Source organism: Pseudoduganella umbonata, from assembly GCF_014192225.1.
Lineage (GTDB): Bacteria > Pseudomonadota > Gammaproteobacteria > Burkholderiales > Burkholderiaceae_D > Rugamonas > Rugamonas umbonata.
Genome location: NZ_JACHXS010000004.1, coordinates 362,037 through 388,816, shown reverse-complemented (window position 1 = coordinate 388,816; position 26,780 = coordinate 362,037). Strand labels below are relative to the sequence as shown.

The following is a 26,780-nucleotide window of genomic DNA, read 5'->3' as shown; positions in this document are numbered from 1 at the left end:
ATCGGCGGGGTGCAGTCCTACGTGAGCACAGGCAATCGGCGCTGCCATCCCGGCCGGGGGCACGGTAGAGTCATAAAAAACATGCAGGAGACCCAACATCAACCACGGAGTCTTCAATGATACAAACTTTCTGCGAACAATGGACGCGCCTGGCGTTCCTGCCCCTTAACCTGCACAGCGCCACGAACGATCCGGTCACCCGGCCGGATCCGGTCACTCAACCGGGCGTATCCGGCAACATATCCGGCACGGACGGCAACTCAACCGGCAATGCATCCGGCAACGCATCCGCCACTCCGGCCGGCAGCCTGTCCGCCGCTTTGTCCGGCAAGCCCCGCTTCATCAGCCGCACCTTCGACTCCGGCCACGGATCGCTGGCCTACAAGCTGTACGTGCCCGCCAGCTTCACCGGCCATGAGCCGACGCTGGTGGTGATGCTGCACGGCTACGGCCAGAGTGCCGAGGATTTCGCCAACGGTACCGACATGAACCGGCATGCGGAGGAAGCGGGCTGCCTGGTCATGTATCCCGAACAAACCTGCTTCGGCATGGTGGGCGGCTGCTGGAACTGGTTCGACAGGGCCCACCAGCAGCGCGACCATGGCGATGCCGCGCTGATCGCCGGCGCCACGCGGGAAGTCGCCGCGGAATTCCTCGTACCGTCGGGTAAGGTCTTCGTTGCCGGGTTGTCCGCCGGTGCCGCGATGGCCGTGGTGCTGGGGTGTACGTACCCCGACCTTTATTCGGCGGTCGGCTGCCATTCCGGCCTGCCGCACGGCTGTGCGGGCGATACCGCCAGCGCGATGCAGGCCATGCGCAACGGCGCCACGATCGAGGATGCCGCCGTGCTCACGCAAAACGCCGTGCCGGTGATCGTCTTCCACGGCGATAACGACCAGACCGTCCACAGCACCAACGGCCGCACCGTCATCGAGCATTCGCTGAGCGCTGTGCGCCTGAACGATGCTGCGCGGCCGCAGGTGGTGGAGGAAAGCGGCGTTGCCCGGGACCGCGGCTATACCAGGGTGGTCCACCGCGGCGCCGATGGCGCGATACTCGCCGAGCACTGGGTCATCCACGGCGCGGGTCACGCCTGGTCCGGCGGCAGCCTGCGCGGCAGCTATGCCGACGACAAGGGGCCGTCGGCCAGCGGCGAGATGCTGCGCTTCTTCCGCGACGTGCAATACCCGGTGGCGGCTTAGGTAAGCGCCAAGCCCGATGCGCCCGAGCAACGCCCGCGCGGTTCGGCGTGCTGCTGCCTCATGCGCCGCCGCTGTCGTGCGGCTGCGCCACGGGCGTGGCGCATTGCACGGCGCGCTTGACGAACGGACGGCAATCGACCGGAATGTCGATCGTGAAGGTAGTGCCGGTTTCCTCCGCGCTGTCGACCGAGACGCTGCCGCCGTGCGCTTCGGCGACGTCGCGCACGAAGGGCAGGCCGATACCCCATCCCACCGTGCCCGGGCCGCCATAGCGGAACAGGTAGCCGAAGATGCGTTCGCGCTGCTCCGCCGGAATGGCCGGCCCGCGGTTATGGACCGACAGCGACAGCCGGCCACGGCCCGTTGCGATGTCGATCCGGACCTCGCCGGCAGCGCCGTACTTCACGGCGTTCGAGACGAGGTTTTCCAGCGCCCGGCGCATGGCCGGGGCGCACCAGTGACCGCCGGCACTGTCGCCGGAAACCGTGAACGGGCCGCCGCCGTGCTCGCCGAATTGCCGGGCGACGTCCTGCGCCAGCTCGCGCATGTCGAAGGGCGACAGCACCAGCGGCGGCAATTCCTCGCGCAGCACCGTCAGCGCATCGAGCAGTTCGCCCATCATCGATTCGAGCCGCGCGGCATGGCGCAGGATCTTGTCGGCGGAACGTTTTGCCACATCGATGTCCTTGCTGTGGGCGATCAGCTGCGCGCCGGTGGCGATGACCGACAGCGGGGCGCGCATGTCGTGCGACAGCGCGGCCGCCATGCGCCGCCGCAGCGCCTCATGCGTGGCGGCGAACTCGCGCAGCGATTCGCAAGCGGCGATCTCGATGGACCGGCTGATCGCGGCCCACACGTCCGGCGTCCAGCGGATGCCATGCGCCTGGGCAACGTCGCGGATGGCATCGCGGAACAGCTGGTATTCGCGCAGTACCTCGTCGGGGCCGAAGCACGTCAGGCGCGCACGCTCGCTGCCGTGCGACATGGCCGCCGTAGTGTGCTGCGTGGCGGTCGCCCTGGCCCGGCCGGGGCTGACCGCCTCGGCGAGGTTATCGTAGAGACTGGGCAGGTTGTCCGTCAGTGCCGGACCGAGCAGCTCTGCCGCGCCCTTGATCTGTGCCCGGACGCTGGCTTCCCAATGGTCGAACACGGCGTCGCGTATCGACAACAGTTCCATTGCTCCAGCGGACAAGCCGCTGCCATTGCCGTTCCCATCGTCATCGTCATCGTCATCCCGGTCTGTAGCCAGATTCATCGCGCGCGCCCGTGTTCGGCCTGTTGGGCCGTGATCGACCGGCGCTTTTTCTCGCCGGCAGGTTGGTAGCGAATATTAACCTGAAATCACTGACGAGCGGTGTCCGGGCGCTGGGAGCCTGGGGCCGGCGTGGCGACGGCGGGGAAGTGCAGCGTGAACCGGGTGCGCGCCGCATCGGTGTGCACGGCCGCCGAGCCGCCGTGCAGCGCCATGATGGCGCGCACGATCGACAGGCCAAGGCCCGTCGATCCCCCGGCATGGTTCCGCGCGGCGTCGGCCCGGTAGAACCGCTCGAACAGGTAGGGCAGGTGTTCCGGCCCGATCGGCGTGCCGGTGTTTTCGACGCTCAGCGCGGTCGATCCGCCGTCCGCCTCCGCCCGCAGGTGGATCGTGCTGCCCGCGTCGGCGTGCCGTACCGCGTTCGACAGCAGGTTGGCCAGCGCGCGCCGCAGCAGGGCCGGATCGGCCAGCACCTCGCCGCCGCCCGCGCATGCCAGCCGCAGCCCGCGCTCCTCGGCCATCCCTTCGAAGAAGCCGGCCACCTTCGACAGTTCGTCCAGCGCCTGCAACGGCCGGCTGGCGGGTGCCACTTCGTCCTGCTCGGCGCGGGCCAGGAACAGCATGCTCTCGATCATCCGCGCCAGCCGCTCCAGTTCCTCGATGTTCGATGCGACCAGGGACTCGTACTCCGCGGCGCTGCGCGGCTGGGCCAGCATGACCTGGCTCTGTCCGAGCAGGTTGGCGACCGGCGTGCGGAATTCGTGCGCCAGGTCGGCGGAAAACCCCGACAGCCGCGCATAGCCTTCCTGCAAGCGCGCCAGCATCGCGTTCAGCGCGCCGATCAGGGGCTGCAGCTCCGACGGTGCGCCGGCTGCCGCGATCCGGCGGTCCAGGGTGCCGGGCCGCACCAGTGCCGCGTGCTCGGCCAGCACCCGCAGGGGCCGCAGCCCGCGATGCAGCATCCATGCCCCGCACAGTGCCGCCACCAGTGCGGCGATGGCCGCGGCGCCGGCGATGCGGCGGCGGTATTCGGCGAACATGGCCGTGCGGTCCGCATAGACGCGGGCGACGATGACCGTGACGGTGGAAGCGCCTCGCCCTGTGCCGGTGCCGCTGCCCAGCCGGGCGGTGCCGGCCACCACCCGGCCCGGGTCGCCCCGGCGGCTGGTCCAGCTCGCGATGGCGGCGCGGTCCGGCGCAGGTGACGCGGCGGCGGGCGGTACCGGATAGCGCTCGCCGGCGGCGTTGATGTCGGCCAGCACGGTACCGTCCGCACCCACGAAGCGCACCAGCGAATTCTCCTGGCCGCTCATAGTGTCGCGGAACAGGTCGGGCTGGGTGCGCAGCAGGGCGGGCGCGCCGGGGCGGCCGAGCAGCAGCTGGATCTGCCGCAGCTTGCCCAGCAGCGCGATATCGTCGCGCCGTTCGATCTCAGCCACGAACGACAGGTACAGCCAGGTGCCGAGTCCCGCCGCGGCCAGCGCGGCGACCAGCACGAACGTGGCGGTCACGCGCGCCGCCAGCGAATCGCGCAGCCGGGCCATCACGGGGCGGCCGCCGGTTCCACCTCGCAGACATAGCCCATGCCGCGCCGCGTGTGGATGAGTTTTTGCGGGAACGGGTCGTCGATCTTGCGCCGCAGCCGGCGCACGGCGGCGTCGATCACATTGGTGTCGCTGTCGAAGTTCATGTCCCACACCTGCGAGGCGATCAGGGCGCGCGACAGCACCTGGCCCTCGCGCCGCGCCAGCAGGTGCAGCAGGGCGAATTCCTGGGCCGTCAGCACGACCGGCGTGCCGTCGCGGCGCACCCGGCGCCGGATCACGTCGATCTCCAGGCCGCCGATGCGGATCAGTTCTTCCTCGCGCACCGGGCCGCGCCGCAGCAGCGTGCGGATGCGCGCCACCAGCTCCACGAAGGCGAACGGCTTGACCAGGTAGTCGTCGGCGCCCAGTTCCAGGCCGCGCACGCGGTCATGCACTTCGTCGCGCGCGGTCAGGAACAGCACCGGGATCTGCTCGGTCGCCGGTGCGCCGCGCAGCGTTTCGAGAACCTGCCAGCCATCCATGCCGGGCAACATCACATCGAGCACGACGAGGTCGATGCCGCCTTCGGCGGCGATGGCCAGGCCGTCGCGCCCGTTGCGCGCGAGCCGTACGGCGAAGCCGGATTCGGCCAGGCCGCGCTGCAGGTAGTCGCCGGTCTTCGGCTCGTCTTCGATTACCAGGATGGTCATGGCGTCGCGCGCAAAGCGTCCATTGTATGCCCGCGCGGCCGCGCGCTGGATGACGAAATTGTCATCTTGCCGTCACGCGGGCGTGGCCGGCCGCGCGCCACAATGGCGCCTCGAATCGACCGAAAGGAACCCACGGTGAAACCGACCGCTCCATTATCCGCCTTGCTTGCCCTGCTGGCCGCGCTGGCCGCCTTGCCCGCCACCGCCCAGGTGCGCCAGCAGGCCGACCTCACACTGGACACCGCCAACCGCCTGGTGGCCGGCGCCCTCGACGCCTGCCGGCGCCAGGATCGCGCAATCGTCGCCGCGGTACTGGACCGCGGCGGCAACCTGCTGGCGCTGCAGCGCACCGAATCGGTCGGCCCGCACAACATCGAGGCGAGCCGGCGCAAGGCCTACACGGCGCTGTCGACCCGCACCGCCACGCTGGATCTCGCCCGCGGTGCCGCGGCCAATGCGGACGCCCGCAACCTTGCCACGCTGCCCGAGCTGCTGCTGCTCGGCGGCGGCGTGCCGGTCGCCGCGGCAGGGCAGGTGGTCGGCGCGATCGGCGTCGCCGGCGGCGGCGGCGCGGCCAACGACCATGCCTGCGCGCTGGCGGCGATCCGCGCCATCCCGGGGCTCGACCAGCCCGCTAATTGAACTCAACCAGACAGGAAAAAATCCATGAACTTCATCAAGCACACCATCCTTGCCTGCACGCTGGCCACGGCCTCCTTGGTTGCCTCTGCCGCGCCGAACCCGCTCAGCGTCCACGTGCTCGACCTGCAAAGCGGCCAGCCGACAGCCGGCGTGCGCGTCACGCTGGAGCAGCGCGCGGGAGAGGGCTGGCGCGCGCTCGCCGCCGGCGTCACCAATGCGCAGGGCCGTATTCCCGCCCTGTACCCGGAAGACAAGGCGATGGCGCCGGGCGATTACCGGATCGTGTTTGAAACGGGCGAGCATTACGCACGGCTGAAGCAGGACACCTTCTTCCCCCGCATCCCGGTGGAATTCCGGGTGGGCACGGGCGCGCAGCACTACCATGTACCGTTGCTGCTGAGCCCTTTCGGTTATTCGACGTATCGCGGCAACTGACGACGGCCGGCACGGGTACCGCCCGTGCGCCGGGCGATCGCAGGCTTTCCTATACTCGCCGTTCGCCATGAACGTCGAGAAAACGGAGCCCGCCAATGCTGAAATCGCCCTGGATGAAATGGAGTGTCGTGCTGGGAGTCGCCCTGGGCGGATTCTTCGACGGGATCCTGCTGCACCAGGTGCTGCAGTGGCATCACCTATTGAGCCTGGTGCCCGGCATGGACGACCTGCGGCTGCAGGTGATGTGGGACGGCTACTTCCACGTGCTGATGTACGCGATCGCGCTGGCCGGCCTGTGGGGGATGTGGCGCGCCCACCGCCGCGGCATTGCCGCGCCCGGTGCGACGGCGCTGGCAGGCGCCGTGCTGCTGGGATTCGGCGCCTGGAACCTGTTCGACATCGGCCTGGCGCACTGGCTGCTGCAGATCCACCGCGTGCGCCTCGATACACCCGACCCGCTGCTGTGGGACCTGCTGTGGCTGGCCGCGTTCGGACTGCTGCCGCTGGCGCTCGGATGGTGGCTGCGCGGCCGTCCGTCGCTACCGGGCAGCGCGGCCGCCGCGCTTCTGGTGTTCGGGATCGGCACCGCCCTGGCCGGCGGCTGGGCCTTGCGCGAGCCGCCGGGCCAGGGTTTCACGGCCGTCGTGTTCGCGCCCGGCACCACGCCGGCCCAGGTATTCGATGCGCTCGACGCCAGCGACGCGCGCCTGGTCTGGACCGATCGGCCGATGGGCGTGGTGCTGGTGGCGGTACCGAAGGAAAAGCGCTGGCGCTTCTACCGCCACGGCGCCGTGCTGGTCAGCGGGACCGGCGTGCCGGCCGGGTGCATCGGCTGGAGCAAGGTGTGACCGTCCCGGCGATCAGGAAAGCTTCGGGCGCCTGGCGTCGGGCCACCTGGGCATCGTCACGGTGAACGTCGTGCCGTCGGCCTCGTTGGAGGCCACGTCGATCCGCCCGCCATGCGCGTGGGCGATCTCGCGCGCGATGAACAGGCCGATGCCGAGGCTGGTGCGTTCGGTATAGTCGGTGCCGACGCTGGCGCGGATACGTACCAGCGGATCGAAAATGCTGGCGATCTTGTCCGGCGGGATAACCGGTCCCCGGTTGTTGACGACCACGGACACGCTGTCGCCGGCGGTAATGCGGACATTGACCGGACCTTCCGCACTGCCGTGCTGGAGCGCATTGCCGATCAGGTTGGACAGCATCTGGGCGATGCGGCCGTCATCGAAGAAGGCGTCGATCGTGCGCGGCTCGCTCAGTTCGATGTGCCGGTCCGGGTGGCAGGTGCGCAACTCGTTGACCACCTGGCCGCAGACGGCCGCCAGGTCGCCCTGCCTGCCGCGGATCGGGATGCCGGGGCCCAGGTGCGTGCGCGTGAAGTCGATCAGGTCGTTGATCAGGCTGCTCATGCGCTTGGCGCTGTTGAACATGCGCGTGGCCACCAGTACATGCTTGGGCGGCATGTCGGCGGCCTGCAGCAGGAAGCTGGAACCGGTGATCAGGGTGCCGAGCGGGTTGCGCAGGTCATGGCCGAGGATGGCCAGGAACATGTTCTGCGACTGCTTCACCAGGCGCTCGTACCGGGCCACCGACTCGGCAAGCGCCTGGTCGACCGCCTCGTTGAAACGGGTCATGTCCGTCATCGCCGTGTGCGGACTGGCATCCTCGTCGGCCGCCCACAGGGCCAGCACGCTGGCGCGCAATGCACGGTACTCGGATACCAGCTGCACGACGGTATAGCCGGACAGCAGGCGCGCCTCGGCATGGACCTCGGCCGCCGTATCGCCGTCGCCGCGCGCGCCCTGGCCGATGGCCTTCGCGGCGCTTTCCTCGTGCGACTGTTTCGTGTCGAGGTCGTCCGCAAATACGAGCAGCATCTGGCGCGCATGGTCGCGCAGGTCGGTGTCGCTCATGGTCAGCGCGGGCGGCTCGATGGTGCGCGCGAAATCTTCCCATGCCTGCAGGATACGTTCCATATTGTCGCGAATAAAACTCGCGAGGGGGGAATTCTTCATAATGGTCGAGCCTATGTTATTTCCGGCTTTGCAACAGCCGCATCGCTCAGGGGCCGATAATATCAGCTGCCTGTCTGGTTGCGTGCCGAAAAGACCCGCTGAAACAGGCCGGGTAGGCTCGTGAAAATAAATCCGAAATAATTAGGCGTTTCCCCGAATGTGCTGTATCTTTTGTCTGGCACTACATCAAGTCGTTGTTATTGTTGGTCTTTCTCTCCCGCCTTGCCATTTGTCCCTGGGTCCTCGACTCGAATCATCTGGCGGTCCTGTTTGATTTCCTCCGTTATCCCTCTTGGTCGACCGTGCATTCCGGGCGTCTTTGCCCATGCAATATTTAAAGGACTGAATAAATGACTACTCAAACCGGCACCGTAAAATGGTTCAATGACGCCAAGGGCTTCGGCTTCATTACGCCTGACGCAGGCGGCGGCGATCTGTTTGCCCATTTCCAGGATATTCAATCGGAAGGTTTCAAGAGCCTGTCCGAAAACCAGCGCGTATCGTTCGAACGCTCGACTGGTCCCAAAGGCGAAAAAGCCGGCAATATCCGCGCGATCTGACCGGCCGGCCTGCTTGACAGGCTGCCCAGGCTGACCCGCCAGGCTGCATGCCGGCCCGCACCACGCAGATAGCGTGGGCGGCGCCACGGCGTGCACCACGCAAGACAAAAGCCCACCCGCAGCTTGCCTGCCGGTGGGCTTTTGCATGGGCATCGCCGATTCACTGCGTCGTCATTCACTGCATCGTCATTCACTGCATCGTCATCGCGCCGGCAGACTGCGCCGGCATCTGCATCAGCGCGTTCTTCATTTCCGCCGCTTCGTGGGCAGGGGTGCGGCCGAAGAAGCGCTTGAATTCGCGGCTGAACTGCGAGCTGCTTTCGTAACCCACGCGATGGCAGGCGGTCGCCGCGTTCAGGCCGTCCTGCACCATCAGCAGCCGCGCCTTGTGCAGGCGCGTCGTCTTCAGGTACTGGATCGGCGTGGTCTGCGTGACCGCCTTGAAGTGCGCATGGAATGCCGCCACGCTCATGCCGGCTTCGCTGGCCAGCGTGCCCACGTCGATCGGGCGGTCGTAGTTCGCATGGATGCGCCGCAGCGCCTTGCCGATCTTGCCGAAGTGGCTTTGCTGCGTCAGCGCGGCGTGGATGGCGCCGCCCTGCGGGCCGATCAGCGCCCGGTACACCAGCTCGCGCACGATGGCCGGGCCGAGGATGGCGGTGTCGGTCTCGGACTGCAGCGCCTCCAGCAGCCGCAGCAGCGTGTCGCTCATCGCATCGTCGAGCGGCGTCGACACGATGCCGACCGGCTGCGCGGCGCGCTGCCGATGTTTCTGCTCCAGCGCCAGCACCAGTTCGGCCGCCACCTTCAGGTCGATGGGCACGGAGACCGCCAGCATCGGTTCCGCGGGACTGGCCTCGGTCTCGGATTCGAACGGCAGCGGCACCGACAGCACCAGGTAGTGGTGGGCATCGTAGACATAGGCGGTGTCGAACAGGAAGCCGCGCTTGCGGCCCTGGCACACGATGACGATGCAGGGCTCGTACATGACCGGCGTGCGCGGGATGCCGCCGTTGGCGCGCATGAATTTCAGGCCGGGCAGGGCCGACAGGGTATAGCCTTCGTGCGGCGCCAGCCGCTCCAGCAGGCCGACGATGCGGCGTTGACGCGAGTCGTTCATGGGTGGAGTCACGGTGCATCCAGGGACGGAACGGGATTGGAGAATCAGGCAACCGGCAAATATTAATGGATATTTTCCGGCCGTGTGCGAACGACGATACTGCCTCCATCGCAACCAGTCACGGAGAACACCATGAACGCAGCAGAACGGAAAGTCGTCCTGATCACCGGTGCCAGCAGCGGCATCGGCGAAGCCACCGCCACCCATCTCGCCGCGCGCGGCATGCACGTGATCCTGGGCGCGCGCCGCACCGAACGCCTCGAGGAACTGGCCGCCCGCATCACGGCCGAAGGCGGGTCGGCGGCGGTGCGCAGGCTCGACGTGACCAGCCTGGAGAGCATGCGGGAATTCGTCGATTTCGCCCTCGGCCTGCATGGCCGCGTGGACGTCATCGTCAACAATGCCGGCGTGATGCCGCTGTCGAAACTGGAAGCCCTGAAGATCGACGAGTGGAATCGCATGATCGACGTGAACGTGCGCGGCGTATTGCACGGCATTGCCGCCACGCTGCCCGTGATGCAGCGGCAGAAGAGCGGGCAGATCATCAACCTGGCCTCGATCGGCGCCTATACCGTCAGCCCGACCGCCGCCGTGTATTGCGCCACCAAGTTCGCCGTCGCGGCGATTTCGGAAGGGCTGCGCCAGGAAGTGGGCGGCGACATCCGCGTCACCGTCGTCTCGCCCGGCGTGGTCGAATCGGAACTGGCCGAGTCGATCTCCGACCCGGGCGGCCGCGAGGAAATGCGCGGCTTCCGCAAGATCGCCATCAAGCCGGACGCGATCGCCCGCACCATCCACTTCGCGATCGAGCAGCCGGCCGACGTGGATGTCAGCGAGATCATCGTGCGGCCGACGGCCAGCCCGTATTGACGGAGGGCCGCGAGGGGGGAGGGTCTGGAAGTGCCAGGGAGTGTCCGGGAGCGTCCGGCTGTGCTGAAGAGCAGCCGGCCTTCCGCTACACTGCCATTGTTCCAGCCCGCACTCGGCCCACCCTCAGTCCACATAGCGATCCAACATGGCGAACCCGCAGACCCATTCCCCGCAATTCGACCCCGAAGCAAGCCGCGACGAGCAGGTGCCGGCCATCGCGGCCTCGATCGAACAGCGCCGGCACCAGATCTTCCCGGTGCTGGCCGAGCATGAAGTGAAGCGCCTGATGCGCTTCGGTACCGTACGCACCTATGCCGACGGCGTGCGCATCCTGGAGGCGGGCTTCACGCCGTTCGGCATGGTGCTGGTGCTGTCCGGCCGCATGGCGGTGTACCGCTACGACGGGCTGGGCAACTCGGCCCTCGTCGTCGAACACGGCCCGGGCGAGTTCACGGCGGAGGTGTCGCAGCTGGCGGGCCGGCCGTCGCTGGTCAACGTGACGGCTGCCGGCACGGTGGAAGCGCTCGTCATTCCCGCCGAGCAGTTGCGCGCCATGGTGATCGCGGAGGCGGAGCTGGGCGAGCGCATCGTGCGCGCGCTGATCCTGCGCCGCGTAAACCTGATCGAATCCGGTTCCGGCGGCCCGGTGCTGGTCGGACCGCCCGGCCACCCGAACGTGTTCCACCTGCAAAGCTTCCTGACGGCGAACGGCCACCCGCACACGGTCCTGGAACCGGGCGAGGACGATAACGCCAGGGCGCTGTGCGAGCATTACCAGCCCACTGCCGACGAATGGCCGCTGGTGGTCTGCCCGGACGGCAGCGTGAAGAAGAATCCGACGTTTGCCGACATGGGCCGCTGCCTGGGCATGCTGCCGGAGCTCCCGGCGGACAAGGTGTGGGACGTGATCGTGGTCGGTGCCGGGCCCGCCGGGCTGGCGACCGCCGTGTATGCGGCCTCCGAGGGCCTGTCCGTGCTGGCGCTGGAGCAGCGCGCATTCGGCGGCCAGGCCGCGGCCAGCGCGCGCATCGAGAACTACCTGGGCTTCCCCACCGGGATATCGGGCGGCGCGCTGGCCGGCCGCGCCTACGTGCAGGCGATGAAATTCGGCGTCGAGGTGGCCATTCCGATGAGCGCCGCGCGGCTGGCTTGCGATGCCTCTCCCCTGGCGATCGAGCTCGATGACGGCCGGCGGGTACTGGGCCGTACCGTCGTGCTGTCCTGCGGTGCCCGTTACAGGCGGCCTTCACTGGCCAATATCAAGCAGTTCGAAGGCCGCGGCATCTATTACTGGGCCTCGCGCATCGAGGCCAATCTGTGTGCCGGCGCCGAAGTGATCCTGGTCGGCGGCGGCAATTCGGCGGGGCAGGCGGCGGTGTTCCTGTCCGCCCATGCCGCCAAGGTCCACATGCTGGTGCGCGGCGACGGCCTGAAAGCCACCATGTCCACCTACCTGATCGAGCGCATCCGCGCCACGCCGAACATCGAACTGCACCCGCACACCGAGATCGTGGCGCTGGAGGGCGACGACGAAGGCTTGCAGGCGGTTCGCTGGCGTAACAGCCGCACGCTCGGCGAGAAGGAGTGCGCCGTCTGCAGGGTATTCCTGTTCATCGGCGCCGAGCCGAACACGGACTGGCTGGGCGACTGCGGCGTGGAGGTCGATGCGCAGGGCTTCATCCGCACCGGCGACGCGGTCACCGCGCCTGCCGAAGCGCCACGCTCGGCGCTGGAGACCAGCGTGCCCGGCGTGTTCGCGATCGGCGATGTGCGGGCCGGGTCGACGAAGCGGGTGGCTGCCGGCGTGGGCGAGGGGGCCCAGGTGGTGTCGCAGATCCACGAGTACCTGGCCGGCGTGCCGGCGGCAGGCCAGCGCACCGCCGGCCGCGCCACCCGGTAGCGCACGGGCAACTGTCCCGATGCCGGCATTGCTCATGAAGTGCTGCCGGCCTCCGGGAAATGCGTCGCCACGAACAGCGTCACCGCGGCGCGCACCAGCTTTTCCTGCTGCTCGGGCGAGACCTGGTCCGCCGTGTAGCCGGCGATCAGGTAGAAGTGGCCCAGCACGCACAGGTTGATGAACTGGATCGCGGCCAGCGTGGGGTCGTCGAACTTGCCGTGGCCGCGCCGCTTGAGCTCCTCCAGGCAGGCCCTGACCGGCTCGCGGAAACGGTCGCCTTCCTCCTTCATCATCTCCGCAAGCCCCTCCACGCGGCTCATTTCCGCCACCACCAGCCGGATGAGTTTCAGGTTGTCCGGCTTGAAGAAGAACGCGGCGATGCCCAGTCCCAGCCGGTACAGCACCTGTTCGGGATGCTGCGTGACATCGACGTGGAAGCGTTGCCCGTAGTCGGGCGAGCGCGCTTTTATCAGTGCCTTGAACAGTTCCTGCTTGGTGCCGAAGCGCCGGTACAGCGTCAGTTTCGAGCAGCCCGCGGCGGTCGCGATGCCTTCCATGCTGGCGCCTTCGATGCCCCTGGCGAGGAACTCGACGCGGGCCGCCTCGTGGATCCTGGCGAGAAGCTGTTCGGCGGCATCGCGGGTGGGACGCCCGGCGGCGGCAACGGGTGGGGAAGGCATGTGGCAGGCAACTGGAATCGATGGTGTGCGATTGTCGCATCATCGGCGCCCTTTGTGCGGCGCACCGCCCGGAAGGACGTAGTCTTGCAAAAACGTCATAAGCAATGGCGTTTTAATTCCTTTACGCCCACCCGACCGCCAAATTAATGTAACGGCACCGTTACATTAATTTGAAGGCTAACATGACCCGCAACACCCGTCTGGCCAGGAGTGCCCTGGTCCTGGCGCTGATGTCCGCGTTCGGCCCCGCGTTCGGGGCGGAAGAGCCGGTGCCCGCGCCGGCCGACGCTCCTGCCGACGCACCTGCCGACGCACCTGCCAATACCCTTGCCGATGCTCCTGCGGATGCCCCGCCGCGGGCGGAAGGCGAGCCGCCGATGGTGGAAGTGACCGTCACCGCGCGGCGCCGCACCGAACGCGCGCAGGAAGTGCCGGCGCCGATGTCCGTCGTGCGCGGCGACGACCTGAAGGCCAGCCTGATCTCGCAGGTGCAGGACCTGCAGCAGGCGCTGCCCAGTACCAATGCGGCGTTCTCGCAGCCGCGCGTGTCCAGCGTGGCGGTGCGCGGCATCGGCAGCAATCCCGCCAACGAAGGCCTGGAAGGCAGCGTGGGCCTGGTCGTCGACAACGTCTACCAGGGCCGCCCCGGCATGCTGGCGATCGACCTCGTCGACCTGGAACAGGTGGAGCTGCTGCGCGGCCCGCAGGGCACGCTGTTCGGCAAGAACACCACGGCCGGCGTGCTCAATCTCACCACGAGGAAGCCGACGTTCGCGCCGGAGCACAGTATCGAGCTGTCCGGCGGCCAGCGCGGCTATTACCAGGCGCTGGCGTCGCTGTCCGGGCCATTGAGCACGACGCTGGCCGGACGGCTGTCGGTGTCGAAGACGCACGACGACGGCTGGCTGCGCAACCGCCATGACGGCCGGCGCTACAACAGCGTGGACCGCGAGGGCATCCGCGGCCAGCTGCTGTACCGGCCGGACGCGTCGTTCGACCTGCGGCTCATCGCCGACTACCATCGCGAAGACGATACGCAGGGCACGCTGGTTCCCTACGGCTTCGGCCCCGCCGCACCGGGCAAGCTGGACTGGCAGGCCGCCGCGGCCGCCGCCCTGGGCCTGCCCGCGGGCAGCCGGCCGATCGACACCGATCCGCGCAGCCACCAGGTGGACTTCGACAGCGCGCAGCGCATGACCGCCTACCTGGGCGGCGTGTCGGCCGAAGCGAACTGGCGCCTGGCCAGCGGCTTCCAGGTCACGTCGGTCACCGCATCGCGCTTCTGGACGTTCCGGCCCCGTAACGACAACGACCTGACCCCCGCGCCCGGCCTGACCGACGGCGGCTTCAGCGTGAAGCACCGGCAGTTCTCGCAGGAGCTCAGGCTGGCGTCGCCCTCCGGCGGCAGGTTCGACTATGTGCTGGGTGCCTATTACTACCACCAGAACATCGGCGACGATTTCACCACCGCGATGGGGCCGAAGGCGGACATCCTGGTGCTGAACAATACCGCCGGCCTGGGCATCGTCGACAACACCTTCGGCAGGTCGCACGGCCAGGGCACCACCGACAGCTACGCGCTGTTCGGGCAGGGCAACTGGCACGTGAACGACCGCCTCGATGTGACGGTTGGACTGCGCGGCACGCATGAAAGCAAGGATGGGCGGGTCTACCGGGAAGCACTGGCCGGCGGCCGGGCGCTGTCCACGTATCCCGCCGCCGCGCGGGCCGTCGTTGCCGCCACGCGCGGTGCCATCGGCGGCGCGTACGACTCCGGCGACCTGCACGTGTCGGGCAACGCGCCATCGGGACTGGCCACCGCCAGCTACAAGGTCACGCCGGCGCTGCTGGCCTATGCCACGCTGTCGCACGGCGAGAAGTCGGGCGGCATCAGCATCAGCGGGGTCGGTTCGGCGCCCACGCTGGGGGCGCAGTCGCTGAAGATCGAACCCGAGAAAGCGGACAACCTCGAACTGGGCGTCAAGAGCGGCTGGTGGAACAACCGCCTGCTGGTGAACGTCAACTACTTCCGCACGCGCATCCAGGACTACCAGACCAATGCCTTCGTGCAGGGCCCGGTGACGAAGGTGCTGATTCTCACCAATGCCGGCGACGTGCAGAGCGATGGCGTGGAATTCGACGTGAAGGCGCGACCCGCGCGCGGCCTGAGCCTCACGTTCACCGGTTCGTACAACGATGCGCACTACACCCGCTTCGCCGACGCGCCGGCGGCGGCCGAGCTGGCGGCCACCGGCGCGACCAGGGCGGACCTGGCCGGCCGGCCGGTGGTCGGCGCGCCGAAGTGGATCCTCAATCCCGGCGGGCGCTACGAATGGCGGCTCGGCGACGACGTGCGCCAGTACCTGATTGCCAATTTCGCGTGGCGCTCGCGGGCGGAAGGCTATATCGACAACTCGAGGTTCGCCCGCATCGGCGCCTACGGGCTGCTGAACGTGGCGACCGGCTGGCGCTTCGGCGCGGGCGACCGGCAGTGGGACGTGTCGCTGTGGGCCCGCAATGCGCTGGACAGGCGCTACTTCCTCGCCGCGCAGGCCAGCCAGCTGACGGGTGGCGGCGGTTACTCCGCCGCGGCAGGCGCGCCGCGCACCGTGGGCGCCACCGGCCGCCTGGAATTCTGACTGACTAAGACACTGGAAAAACATGAGTAAAGACGAGAACACAGGCATGGGCACAGGCATGAGCACGGGTATGAGCTTAAGCGCCCGCCATGGCCTGCTGGCGGCCGGCGCGCTGGCCACGGTCCTGGCGCCGCTGGCCGATGCCGCCACGCCGCGCCCTGAGCCGGCCCAGCCACTCGCCGGCACGGGGGCGAATGCGGCCGGCAAGGCCGCGCCGAACGTCATCTGGATCCTGCTCGACGACGTGGGCTATGGCGCCGCTTCCGCGTTCGGCGGCCTGGTCGAGACGCCCAACCTGGACGCGCTGGCCGCGCAGGGCCTGCGCTACACGAATTTCCACACCACCGCGATCAGCTCGCCCACCCGTGCCGCGCTGCTGACAGGGCGCAACCACCACAGCGTGGAGATGGGCCTGTTCCCCGAAACCGCCACCGAGCGGCCCGGCTATACCGCCCGCATCCCGGCCAGCAAGGGCACCGCGGCCGAGATCCTGCGCGCGAACGGCTATGGCACCTTTGCGGTCGGCAAGTGGCACCTCACGCCGGTGGAAGAGGCGGGGCCGTCCGGTCCGTTCGAGCGCTGGCCCACCGGCAAGGGCTTCGGCCAGTACTACGGCTTCCTGTACGGCAGCACGGACCAGTGGCATCCGAACCTGGTCGAGGGCACCCGGCCGGTCGACGACGAGCCACGGGGCCGGCACCTGAACGAACTGCTGACGGACAAGGCGATCCATTACATCGACCGGCACAGGATCGACGATCCCGCGCGTCCGTTTTTCCTGTATTTCGCGCCGGGCGCCATGCATTCGCCGCACCAGGTGGCGCAGCAATGGATCGACAAGTACAAGGGCCGCTTCGACGCGGGCTGGGACCGTTACCGCGAGCAGGTGTTCGCCAACCAGCAACGGCTCGGCGTGGTGCCGCGCGATGCCGTGCTGCCGCCGCGCGATGCGTCCGTCAAGGCATGGGACGGGTTGAGCGCCGACGAGAAGCGGCTGTACGCACGCTACTTCGAAACATTCGCCGGCTTCCTCAGCTACACGGACGCGGAGATCGGCCGTCTGGTCGCGCACCTGAAGGAGACGGGCCAGTTCGACGACACCATCATCGCCGTGATGATCGGCGATAACGGCGCCAGCAAGGAAGGTTCCGGGCACGGCTCCCTGAACGGGCTGGGCGTGGTGCTGAACCCGGAGGCGGGCATATCCCGCGCGCTGTCCGCCATCGACCGGATCGGCGGCGAATACTCGAAGCCGAACTACCCGCTGGGCTGGGCCCAGGCGACCAACGTGCCGTTCAAGCGCTGGAAGCAGGATGCCAACTCGGAAGGGGGCACGCGCAACCCGATGATCCTGTCGTATCCGGCCGGGATCCGCGACAAGGGAGGCATCCGCGGCCAGTATGCGCACGTGATCGACATGCTGCCGACCACGCTGGAACTGGCGCGCCAGCCGGCTCCGGAACGCATTGGCGGCGTGCGGCAGGAAGGTTTCGAAGGCACCAGCCTGGCCTATTCGGTCGCCGATGCGAAGGCGCCGTCACGGCACGTTACGCAGTATTACGAGATCAACGGCAGCCGCGCGATCTACCACGACGGCTGGAAGGCGGCCACGCTGCACAAGGCCGGCACGCCGTTCGAGAGCGACGTGTGGGAACTGTACAACCTGGCCGAAGACCCGACCGAAGCGCGCGACCTGGCCGCCCGCCATCCGGACAAGCTGAAGGAGCTGCAGGCCCTGTTCGAGCGCGAAGCGAAGAAGTACAACGTGTTCCCGCTGAAGGATACGCTGTACCAGGAATACGCCCGCAACCGCAGCTACTGGCGCGGGCAGCAGGTCGTCGAACTGGCGCCGGACGTTGGCCGCATCAATGCTCAGACGGCGCCGCCGATCAACGGGCCTTACTACCGGCTCACCGTCCCCGTGGAGCTTCCGGAGCAGGGCGCAGAGGGCGTGCTGGTATCGAGCGGCGGCCGTTTCGGCGGTTCCAGCATCTTCGTGCAGGACGGCAGGCTGCACTACGCGCAGACCAACGGCGCCCAGCCGGCGCTGGTGTCGTCGAACCGGGTGCTGAGGCGCGGCAAGTCGCAGGTGACCGTCGAGTTCGATCCCGCCGCCAGCGGCGGCGCGCAGGTAAGGCTCTACCAGGATGGCGAACTGCTGGGGGAGGGCGCGGTGCCGGTGCGTAACGGCTTCGCCTACCTGCCGTTCGGCGAGAGTTTCGACCTGGGCCAGGACCCGCACACCCCCGTCAGCGAACGCTACAAGGTGCCGTTCCGCTTCACGGGCACGCTGGGCAAGGTGACGATCGACTATCGCCGGCGCGCGGCGCCACCGCCCGCCGCCAATTTCAACGCCGCACAACAAGGAAAATCATGAGTACCGATTCGCACACGAGCGCCCGGCATGGGCTGCTGGCCGCCGGCGCGCTGGCCACCGCATTGACACCGCTGGCCGATGCCGCCACCCCGCGCCCCGCGCCGGCGCAGCCAGCCGGCGGCAAGGCGGCGAACGGGCCAGGCAAGGCGCCCAACGTCATCTGGATCCTGCTCGACGACGTGGGCTATGGCGCCGCTTCCGCGTTCGGCGGCCTGGTCGAGACGCCGAACATCGACGCGCTGGCCGCGCAAGGCCTGCGCTACACGAACTTCCACACCACGGCGATCAGCTCGCCCACCCGCGCCGCGCTGCTGACGGGGCGCAACCACCACAGCGTGGAGATGGGGCTGTTCCCCGAAACCGCCGTCGAGCGGCCCGGCTATACCGCCCGCATCCCGGCCAGCAAGGGCACCGCGGCCGAGATCCTGCGCGCCAACGGCTACAGCACCTTCGCCGTCGGCAAATGGCACCTGGCGCCGATCAGCGAGTCCGGCCCCGCGGGTCCGTTCGCCCGCTGGCCTACCGGCAAGGGCTTCGACCGGTACTACGGTTTCCTGTCCGGCGAAACGGACCAGTGGTACCCGCAGCTGGTCGAGGGCACGAAGCCGCTCGACGACGATCCGCAAGGCCGCCACCTGAACGAGCTGCTGACCGACAAGGCGATCCAGTACGTGACGCGCCAGAAGCTCGACAACCCCACGCGGCCGTTCTTCCTGTACTTCGCGCCGGGCGCCACCCATGCGCCGCACCAGGTGGCGCGCGAATGGATCGACAAGTACAAGGGCCGCTTCGACGCGGGCTGGGACAGTTACCGCGAACAGGTGTTCGCCAACCAGAAGAAGCTGGGCGTGATCCCGCCGGACACGGTGCTGCCGCCGCGCGATGCGTCCGTCAAGGCATGGGACGGGCTGAGTGCCGACGAGAAGCGGCTGTACGTGCGCTACTTCGAAACCTTCGCCGGCTTCCTCAGCTACACCGACGCGGAAATCGGCCGCCTGGTCGAGCACCTGAAGAAGACCGGCCAGTTCGACGACACGATCATCGCCGTCGTCATCGGCGACAACGGCGCCAGCAAGGAAGGCAGCGAGCATGGCACGACCAACGGCCTTGGCGTGGTGCTTTATCCGGAAGCCGACATCGGCCGCGAGCTGGCCAACATCGACAGGATCGGCACCGCCTATGCGAACGCGAACTATCCGCTGGGCTGGGCGCAGGCCAGCAATGCGCCGTTCAAGCGCTGGAAGCAGGACGCCAACTCGGAAGGGGGCACGCGCAACCCGATGATCCTGTCGTATCCGAAGGGGATCCGGGACAAGGGCGGCATCCGCAACCAGTATGCGCACGTGATCGACGTGCTGCCGACGACGCTGGAACTGGCGCGCCAGCGCGCACCGGCGCGGATCGGCGGCGTGAAGCAGGATGCCTTCGAGGGGACCAGCCTGGCGTATTCGGTCGCCGACGCGAAGGCGCCGTCGCGGCACGTCACCCAGTACTATGAAATCAATGGCTCCCGGGCGATCTACCACGACGGCTGGAAGGCCGCCACGCTGCACCGGCCCGGCACGCCGTTCGAGAACGATGTGTGGGAGCTGTATCACGTGGCGCAGGACCCGACCGAAACGCGCGACGTGGCCGCGCAGTATCCGGACAGGCTGAAGGCGCTGCAGGCGCTGTTCGAGAGCGAAGGGAACAGGTACAAGGTATTCCCGCTGAAGGACACGCTGTACAAGGATTTCGCCCGCAACCGCGGCGCCTACCAGGGCCGGGACGTGGTCGAGCTGGAACCGGACGTCGGCCACATGTTCTCGCTGACCGCACCGACCGTGAACGGCCCCTACTACCGGCTGACCGTGGCCGTGGACATCCCGGCGGCAGGCGCCGACGGCGTGCTGGTGGCCAATGGCGGACGCTTCGGCGGTTCCAGTATTTTCCTCCAGGACGGCAGGCTGCATTACGCACAGACCAATGGCGTGCAGCCGGCTGTCGTATCGTCCGATGCCGCCGTCAAGCCCGGCAAGTCGCAGCTGACGGTGGAATTCCGCCCGGAGGCTGGTACCAACCCGCCGAACGGCGCGCAGGTCACGCTGTTCCAGGATGGCACGCCGCTCGGCAGGGGACGCGTGCCGCTGCGGGCGGGCGTTGCCTACTTCTCGTATGACGAAGGGTTCGACCTGGGCCGCGACCTGCAGACACCCGTCAGCGAACGCTACAAGGCGCCGTTCGCGTTCACCGGCACGCTGGGCAAGGTGACGATCGACTACCGCAAGCCGGCAGTGGAGAGCGCCGCGCGATGACGATGCAGACACCCGGCCTGCACCTGATGGCCAAGCCCACCGGGCCGTTGTGCAACCTCGATTGCAGCTACTGCTTCTACCTGGAGAAGGAGCAGCTGTACCCGGAGCGCCAGCGCTTCCTGATGAACGACGAGGTGCTGCGCGCCTACGTGGCGCAAAGCATCGCCGGCGAATCGGGCCCCGAGGTGCTGTTCACGTGGCAGGGCGGCGAGCCGATGCTGCGCGGCCTGCGCTTCTTCCGGCAGGCGGTGGCGCTGCAGCGCGAAATGGCCGGCGGCAAGACCATCCGCAACGCACTGCAGACCAACGGCACGCTGCTCGACGACGAATGGTGCGCATTCCTGGCCGAAGCCGGCTTCACGGTCGGCATCAGCCTGGACGGGCCGCGCGCGCTGCACGACCGCGATCGCGTCGACAAGGCGGGGCGCGGCACGTTCGACGCCGTCATGCGCGGCATCGCGCTGCTGAAACGGTACCGCATCGACTTCAACGTGCTGGTCACCGTGACGGCCGAAGTGGCGAAGCATCCGCTGGCGGTCTATCGCTTCCTGAAGGAGCAGGGCGTACGGCACATCCAGTTCAACCCCGTCGTCGAACGCATGCCGGCGGCGGACGAGCATGCGGTGAAGCTGACGTTCGCGAAGCCGGGACTGGCCAGCGTCTCCACGCCGAAGCTGGCGCTGGCGCCGCAAACGGTGAACCCCGGCGACTATGGCGATTTCCTCGTCGGCGTGTTCGACGAATGGATACGGCACGATGTCGGCCAGGTCTACGTGATGAACTTCGAATGGGCGCTGGCCTCGTGGCTGGGATTGCCGTCGACGGTTTGCCTGTTCGCGGAAAACTGCGGCCGCGCGCTGATCGTCGAACACGATGGCGACGTGTACTCGTGCGACCACTTCATGTATCCGGAACACCGGCTGGGCAATATCCGGCAGGCCGGCGTGGCGGAGCTGGCGGCCTCGCCGCAGCAGGTGGCGTTCGGCCAGGCGAAATCGGCGTCGCTGCCGGCGTTCTGCCGGCAATGCCCGTACCTGTTCGCCTGCCACGGCGAATGCCCGAAGAACCGCTTCGCCACCGCGCCGGACGGGGCACCCGGCTTGAATTACCTGTGCCCCGCGTATAAAAAATACTTCCGGCACATTACGCAGTACATGAACGCGATGGCGAAGCTGATCGGGGCCGGGCAACCCGCGGCGCTGGTCATGGAGGCGTTCAAGGGGCCGCTGGCGGTGCGGGTCGATCCGGCGCCGGCCTGACCGTGCCCGCAGCGCGGCTTTCCAGTGCTTTTAGTGCTTGGAGGCGGGTATCCGTTACCGACGCGGATAACGTTCTGCCGGGCGCTGTGCCGGAGGCATGACCTGTCCGGGCTCGCGGTCTAAACCGGCCTAAACCGATCTAAATACGGCCAGAATGGTCTAAAAGGGTCGCGAACCTACACTGCGTGCGGAGTTTTAGATCGAAATCGACTTTTCCCGGCCAGGGAGAGACCGGATTAGACTCTCCGGCTTGTAAATTCGAGACCGTTTTAGACCGATCCGCTTTTCGTTAGACCGTTTTCGCGGCAGGCCTCTTGTCAGGTCAGCCGCTTGCCCGCCGCGCACGCCTGCATCAGCTGCTCCAGCCGCTTGCTGCGCGTTTCCTCCCGCTTCGCGTTCGTGATCCAGTGCAGGATGGTCTTGCGGTAGCCGGGCGGCGCCGCCTGGAAGTACTCCCACGCTGCCGCATCCTGCTGGAAGCGTTCTCGTTCGGCATCGGCCAGCTCCGGCACATCGCTGCGCTCGTGGGCGTAGATACCGGACTTGGCCTCGACGCGCAGCGCGAAGGCCGTTTCTCCCGCCGGTGTCATCTTTCCCTCGGCGCGCAGCTTGTCCATCTTGGCGATGTTCACCACGCTCCAGATCGAGGATGCCTTGCGCGGTGTGAAGCGGATCGAATAGCTAACGTCGTCGATGCCTGTACGGCGACCGTCGATCCAGCCGAAGCACAGCGCTTCGTCGACCGACTCCGACCAGCTCATGCAGGGCTGGCCCGAAGCGACCTTGTGGAAGCCGACCAGCAGCTCGGTGGCGCTGGCGGCGTGCGTTGCTAGCCAGGCGCGGAAGGCCTGGGCATCGGGGAAGAAGAGGGGAGTCATGACGGCCATTATGCATTCTGATAGCGCGTTAAGGATGTAGCGGCATGAACTGTCATGTGGATTCCGTCGAACATGACTCGGGACACACCGGCCCCAGCTGCGCGTCGCGCGCATACAACGGCAACATTGGCCGACGCACAACAAAGTGCCTGAATGTTAGCTTGAGCCAGCGCAAAGTGTTAAATCAGCATTGATTCTTTTTTGCCGTACGTCAATAATTTCGTCTCATCGGTACATTCCCTCGCCCCTGCAGTGTCCCGTCGCCGTTTTGCCATCCAGGCAACCTCGTTACTCATCTCTTTTTGTGATTATCATGATCGATCAAACGTTCGACGACGCCCAGCCCGTAAACCTCTCCATTGCCGCCGCAGCGGGGCGCACCGAAATTGTATTTATTGAAGATAACGTCCCGGACCTGCCATCGGTCCTGGCTGGGCTGCGCCCCGGCATTGAATTCGTCGTGCTCGACAGCAAGGCGAACGGCCTGGAACAGATCGCCGCCCACCTGCAAGGGCGCAGCGGCATCGACGCCGTGCACATCGTTTCGCACGGCAGCGAAGGCATCGCCCAACTGGGTACGGCAAGCCTGAGCAATGCCAGCGTCGCCACCCACGCCGGCGCGCTGGACGCGCTCGGCGCGGCGCTGTCGGACGACGGCGATATCCTGTTCTACGGCTGCGATACCGGCGCGGGGGAAACGGGCCAGGCGCTGCTGCAGTCGCTGTCGACGCTGACCCGCGCCGACGTGGCCGCGTCGAACGACGCCACCGGCGCCGCCGCACTGGGCGGCGACTGGCTGCTGGAGTCCCAGGTGGGCACCATCGGCAGCGTCAACCCGTTCGCGGGCGCCTTCGCCGATGCCTACGCCGGCGTGTTTTCCGGCACCTACGGCGATTCGGTGGTAACCACCGGTAATTTCATGATCGCCGCGGCCCGTCCCGGCCAGTCCGGCACGCTGTGGGTCAACGATGGCGGCGTCGCCAACTACCCGTGGGCCGGCAGCGGCGCGGGGCGCGAACTGTCGTTCATGATCAATAAATCTGCCTACCCGGCTACTTACGCCGACGGCCTGCGCGGCCGCTTCGAATACGATACCGGCGATGGCCACTGGCACACGCTGCTGGTGGAGTACCAGGACACCACGGTACAGCCGATGGTCACCCAGGACAACGGCGGCACGCCCGCGCCCTATGGCGCAACGATCCGCTACGTCGACGAGCGTCCGAACGACGCTACCGTGCAGGAAATGCACATCCGCTTCTGGAACCCCGTCAGCAACGACGGCTTCACCAGCTCCAGCTTCAAGGTTGCCGGCGATCTTGCGCCGACCGGTATCGGCGCAAATACCCTGAACCTGTGGAGCAGCACCGCCCCCGGCGACAATGTCGCGACCCTGAAGGCGATCGACACCGGCACCACTGCGGGCGGCCTGTACGAACTGGTCGGCCAGTCGGAAGCGGACCTCTTCGCGCTGAACGGCAACATGCTGGTGAAGGGCAGCGGCCAGCTGGCCGCCGGCCAGACCGCCACCGTCACGCTGCGCTATTACGACGCCTTCGGCCGCAATCCGGACGGCACGCCGATCCCAGGCCAGGGCGTGGAGCAGATGCTGACCTTCACGGGCCGCGCCAACCCGTCCGGCTTCGGCACGGAAGTGCACGTCAACGCGACCACCGGCGGCACGCAGTACACGCCGCAGGTGGCCACTCAGCCCGACGGCAGCCACATGATCACCTGGTCCTCGGCCTCGACCGTCATGGCGCAGAAATTCGACGCGGCCGGCGCCAAGGTCGGCGCGGAGTTCACCATCTCGTCCGGCGCCAGTCCTTCGGCCGTCGTGGCCCTGGACAACGGCCGCTATGCGGTCGCCTATGTGCAGAACAGCGACAACGTGAACTTCCGCATCGTTGCCGCCGACGGGACGGTCGGCGCCGCGATCAGTGGTCCTTCCAACGCAGCGAACTATCAATGGTATCCCGTCATGACGAAGCTGGACAACGGCGGCTTCGCACTCGCCTGGTCCAACAGCGATAACAGCTGGGACATCATGTCGCGCGAATTCGACGCCGATGGCGTGGCAGTGCCGGGCAGCGAATCCATCGTCCACACTACCTCCGAGGGCCGGCAATGGAGCGCCAGCATCGGCACGCTCAGCAACGGAAACTACGTGGTGACCTGGGAAGCCAAGGACCAGGGCATGGACAACTCCGGCTCGGTGATGCTGCGCGTGATGGGAGCGAGCGGCCCGGTGGGCGGCATCGTCACGGTGGCCGAGAATATCGCGCCATCGACCTATGCCAAGGTGGCCGGGCTGACGGGCGGCGGCTTCGTGGTGGTCTACGAGGCCGAGGGCACGACCGAGGGGGGCGTGACGGACGGTGTCTACGTGCACAACGTCTATGCGCGCATCTACGATAATGCCGGCAATGTGGCCAGTCCGGCCTTCCTGGTCAATGGCGACGTGATCGGCAACCAGCTGCAGGCCGCGGTCACCGGCCTGAACGACGGCGGCTTCGCCATCGCATGGACTTCGGACACCGACCCGGAAAGCAATTGGGACGTGTTCGGCCGTACCTACGACGCCGACGGCACGCCGCGCCAGGACTACGACATGCTCGTCAACGAGAGCGGCCGTGGCAACTACCAGAACCAGGTCCTCATCGCCCCGCACGGCGGCAGCGGCTTCGTCGCCACCTGGGCCGACGCCAATGCGGACGGCGTCGATAACCTCGGCGTCATCACGCGCATCGTCGACCCGGCCAGCGCCAACCACAGCCCGGTGCTGGCCGGCGACGCGGCCCTCGATCCGATCCTGGAGGACGTCGTCAGCCTGGACGTCGAAGATGTCTCCGACTTGAATAATCCGCCACCCAACTGGGGCATGGACATGGCCGAACTGATCGACGACTCCGGCTTCAGCGATGCCGACGGCGACGTCTTCATCGGCGTGGCCATCAGCGGCAACGCGGCCGACCCGCTCACCGAAGGACGCTGGCAATATTCGAACGACCAGGAAACGCAGTTCTGGAAGGACATCGGTGCGGTCTCGGCGTCGTCCGCGCTGCTGCTGCCGGTCGGCTCGACCACCACCTACATCCGTTTCGTGCCTGCCGCCGACTTCAAGGGAACCCCGGGCGGACTGACCGTGCATGCCATCGACGAGACCGGTGTCACGCTGCCATATTCCCTGTGGGACGGCAACACTGAAACCGGCCAGCGCCTGGACCTCACCGCCCTCGACGGCACCTCGCCGGTGTCCAACGGCGTCACCTGGGGCGCCCAGGTCGCCTCCGTCAACGATGCGCCGGTGATCGCCAACCTGGGCAGCGCCGACAACCAGCAGGTCGCCGCCTCGGCGGGCGCGGTGCATGTGGACCTGGGCACGGCCGCTGTCGTGACCGACGTCGACAGCGCCGACTTCGTGGGCGGCGCCCTGTCCGTCGTGCTGGGCGGGCGCCAGGCGGGCGATGTCTTCGCCATCGAGACCGGTGGCGCGGTCGGCCTGTCGGCCGGGATGACGGCCGGCAGCGTCGTCACGGTGGACAATGTCTCCATCGGCACCATCGGCCAGGCGGACGGCAATGAGAAGGATCTCGTCGTGCTGTTCAACAGCGGCGCCAACGCAGCGGCGCTCACCAAGCTGATCCATGCGCTGACCTTCGACGCGGGCCCCACCGCTGGCAATCGCCACGTCAACGTGTTCGTCGGCGACGGCGACGGCGGCAACTCAACCTCGAGCGCGGCGACCGCGGTGTTCACGGTGACGGTCAACCCGACTGTCACCATCGGCACCGACCGCGCGGTGTTCACGGCCGGCGAGCACGCCAACCTGACGTTCACGTTCAGCGACGTGCCGAGCGGCTTCGTCGAGGGCGACATCAGCGTCAGCGGTGGCACGCTGGGCGATTTCACGGTCACCGCCAACCCGAAGGTGTACACCGCGACCTTTACGCCGAACGCCGGGGTAAACACCCTGGCCGGCAGCGTTTCCATCGACGCCGGCAAGTTCACCGATGCCGCCAACAATAGCGGCCTGGCTTCCAACCTGCTGTCGTTTACCGGCGATACCGCCGCCCCTGTCGTGCTTGATGCCAACCTGTCGATCACCGGCGGCACCGGCACCGGCGGCGCATTCAAGATCGGTGATGTGCTTTCGGCCACCTGGAACAATGGCGCCAGTGGCGACAACAACCTCGACCTGGCGGGCGTAACGTTCGACCTCAGCCAGTTCGGCGGCAGCGCAACCGCCGCCGCCACCCAGGTCAATGGGGTCTGGACCGCCACACACGCGATCACGGCCGGCGCCATCGATGCCGCCGGCCGCAACGCCAGCGTGCGCGCCGAAGACACGGCCGGCAACGCCACCGTACGCGCGGACAGCGGCAATGCGGTGCTCGACAACGTGGCGCCGGGCG

19 protein-coding genes are annotated in these 26,780 nt (G+C 67.5%); 12 read left to right on the top strand and 7 right to left on the bottom strand.

Annotated elements, in window-relative coordinates; genetic code table 11:
• Positions 1–116: 116 nt before the first annotated feature.
• Complete coding sequence (locus tag FHS02_RS13505; protein WP_137317055.1) at positions 117–1,202, top strand: extracellular catalytic domain type 1 short-chain-length polyhydroxyalkanoate depolymerase; 1,086 nt, start codon at positions 117–119, stop codon at positions 1,200–1,202.
• 58 nt (positions 1,203–1,260) lie between these two features.
• Here the strand turns inward: FHS02_RS13505 and FHS02_RS13500 are convergent, their stop codons facing one another.
• The 3 genes from FHS02_RS13500 to FHS02_RS13490 form a co-directional block, all read right to left on the bottom strand.
• Positions 1,261–2,457, bottom strand: a complete 1,197-nt coding sequence (locus FHS02_RS13500; protein ID WP_137317056.1) for a sensor histidine kinase — start codon at positions 2,455–2,457, stop codon at positions 1,261–1,263.
• Positions 2,458–2,543: 86 nt separating this feature from the next.
• Positions 2,544–4,001 (bottom strand): heavy metal sensor histidine kinase, encoded by a 1,458-nt coding sequence (locus FHS02_RS13495; RefSeq protein ID WP_137317783.1) that lies wholly within the window; start codon positions 3,999–4,001, stop codon positions 2,544–2,546.
• Positions 4,001–4,693 carry a heavy metal response regulator transcription factor gene (locus FHS02_RS13490; RefSeq protein ID WP_137317057.1) on the bottom strand — a complete coding sequence of 231 codons (693 nt, stop codon included), beginning with the start codon at positions 4,691–4,693 and terminating at the stop codon, positions 4,001–4,003. Before FHS02_RS13490 ends, FHS02_RS13495 begins: the two co-directional genes overlap by 1 nt.
• Before the next feature lie 135 nt (positions 4,694–4,828).
• On the opposite strand from FHS02_RS13490, the gene FHS02_RS13485 reads away from it, so the two are divergent.
• The 3 genes from FHS02_RS13485 (at position 4,829) to FHS02_RS13475 (ending at position 6,618) form a co-directional block, all read left to right on the top strand.
• On the top strand, positions 4,829–5,335 hold the full coding sequence (locus tag FHS02_RS13485; RefSeq protein ID WP_229422436.1) for a GlcG/HbpS family heme-binding protein: 507 nt from the start codon (positions 4,829–4,831) through the stop codon (positions 5,333–5,335).
• A 24-nt stretch (positions 5,336–5,359) separates the two neighbouring features.
• On the top strand, positions 5,360–5,770 hold the full coding sequence (gene uraH, locus FHS02_RS13480; protein WP_137317059.1) for a hydroxyisourate hydrolase: 411 nt from the start codon (positions 5,360–5,362) through the stop codon (positions 5,768–5,770).
• Between the two features lie 95 nt (positions 5,771–5,865).
• The gene (locus tag FHS02_RS13475) at positions 5,866–6,618 is read left to right on the top strand and encodes a DUF2243 domain-containing protein (protein ID WP_137317060.1); all 753 of its coding nucleotides are present in this window, start codon (positions 5,866–5,868) and stop codon (positions 6,616–6,618) included.
• A gap of 12 nt (positions 6,619–6,630) precedes the next feature.
• Here the strand turns inward: FHS02_RS13475 and FHS02_RS13470 are convergent, their stop codons facing one another.
• Positions 6,631–7,749, bottom strand: coding sequence for a sensor histidine kinase (locus tag FHS02_RS13470; RefSeq protein ID WP_229422437.1), 1,119 nt, complete (start codon positions 7,747–7,749; stop codon positions 6,631–6,633).
• A 389-nt stretch (positions 7,750–8,138) separates the two neighbouring features.
• Here FHS02_RS13470 and FHS02_RS13465 point away from each other — a divergent pair, with 389 nt between their 5' ends.
• The gene (locus tag FHS02_RS13465) at positions 8,139–8,348 is read left to right on the top strand and encodes a cold-shock protein (RefSeq protein ID WP_137317062.1); all 210 of its coding nucleotides are present in this window, start codon (positions 8,139–8,141) and stop codon (positions 8,346–8,348) included.
• Positions 8,349–8,538: 190 nt separating this feature from the next.
• Here the strand turns inward: FHS02_RS13465 and FHS02_RS13460 are convergent, their stop codons facing one another.
• Positions 8,539–9,468, bottom strand: a complete 930-nt coding sequence (locus FHS02_RS13460) for an AraC family transcriptional regulator (RefSeq protein WP_137317784.1) — start codon at positions 9,466–9,468, stop codon at positions 8,539–8,541.
• 132 nt (positions 9,469–9,600) lie between these two features.
• Between FHS02_RS13460 and FHS02_RS13455 the strand changes: the two genes are divergently transcribed.
• Together FHS02_RS13455 and FHS02_RS13450 are read left to right on the top strand one after the other, a co-directional pair.
• The gene (locus FHS02_RS13455; protein ID WP_137317063.1) at positions 9,601–10,338 is read left to right on the top strand and encodes an SDR family oxidoreductase; all 738 of its coding nucleotides are present in this window, start codon (positions 9,601–9,603) and stop codon (positions 10,336–10,338) included.
• 145 nt (positions 10,339–10,483) lie between these two features.
• A complete protein-coding gene (locus FHS02_RS13450) occupies positions 10,484–12,238 on the top strand; it encodes an FAD-dependent oxidoreductase (protein ID WP_137317064.1) in 1,755 nt (584 codons plus the stop codon).
• Positions 12,239–12,270: 32 nt separating this feature from the next.
• On the opposite strand, the gene FHS02_RS13445 is transcribed toward FHS02_RS13450, so the two are convergent.
• On the bottom strand, positions 12,271–12,918 hold the full coding sequence (locus FHS02_RS13445; protein ID WP_137317065.1) for a TetR/AcrR family transcriptional regulator: 648 nt from the start codon (positions 12,916–12,918) through the stop codon (positions 12,271–12,273).
• Between the two features lie 182 nt (positions 12,919–13,100).
• On the opposite strand from FHS02_RS13445, the gene FHS02_RS13440 reads away from it, so the two are divergent.
• The 4 genes from FHS02_RS13440 to FHS02_RS13425 all read left to right on the top strand — a co-directional run bounded on the left by FHS02_RS13440 (position 13,101) and on the right by FHS02_RS13425 (position 21,487).
• Entirely contained in the window at positions 13,101–15,557 is a 2,457-nt protein-coding gene (locus FHS02_RS13440; RefSeq protein WP_175424955.1) for a TonB-dependent receptor, read from the top strand.
• A gap of 70 nt (positions 15,558–15,627) precedes the next feature.
• A complete protein-coding gene (locus FHS02_RS13435; protein ID WP_137317068.1) occupies positions 15,628–17,934 on the top strand; it encodes an arylsulfatase in 2,307 nt (768 codons plus the stop codon).
• Positions 17,931–20,228, top strand: coding sequence for an arylsulfatase (locus FHS02_RS13430; protein ID WP_137317069.1), 2,298 nt, complete (start codon positions 17,931–17,933; stop codon positions 20,226–20,228). Before FHS02_RS13435 ends, FHS02_RS13430 begins: the two co-directional genes overlap by 4 nt.
• Entirely contained in the window at positions 20,225–21,487 is a 1,263-nt protein-coding gene (locus FHS02_RS13425) for an anaerobic sulfatase maturase (RefSeq protein WP_137317070.1), read from the top strand. The genes FHS02_RS13430 and FHS02_RS13425 overlap by 4 nt, the downstream gene beginning before the upstream one ends.
• A gap of 317 nt (positions 21,488–21,804) precedes the next feature.
• Here the strand turns inward: FHS02_RS13425 and FHS02_RS13420 are convergent, their stop codons facing one another.
• Entirely contained in the window at positions 21,805–22,365 is a 561-nt protein-coding gene (locus FHS02_RS13420) for a YdeI/OmpD-associated family protein (protein WP_137317071.1), read from the bottom strand.
• Positions 22,366–22,678: 313 nt separating this feature from the next.
• On the opposite strand from FHS02_RS13420, the gene FHS02_RS13415 reads away from it, so the two are divergent.
• On the top strand, positions 22,679–26,780 hold a 4,102-nt coding region (locus FHS02_RS13415), incomplete at its 3' end, for a DUF4347 domain-containing protein (protein WP_183444257.1).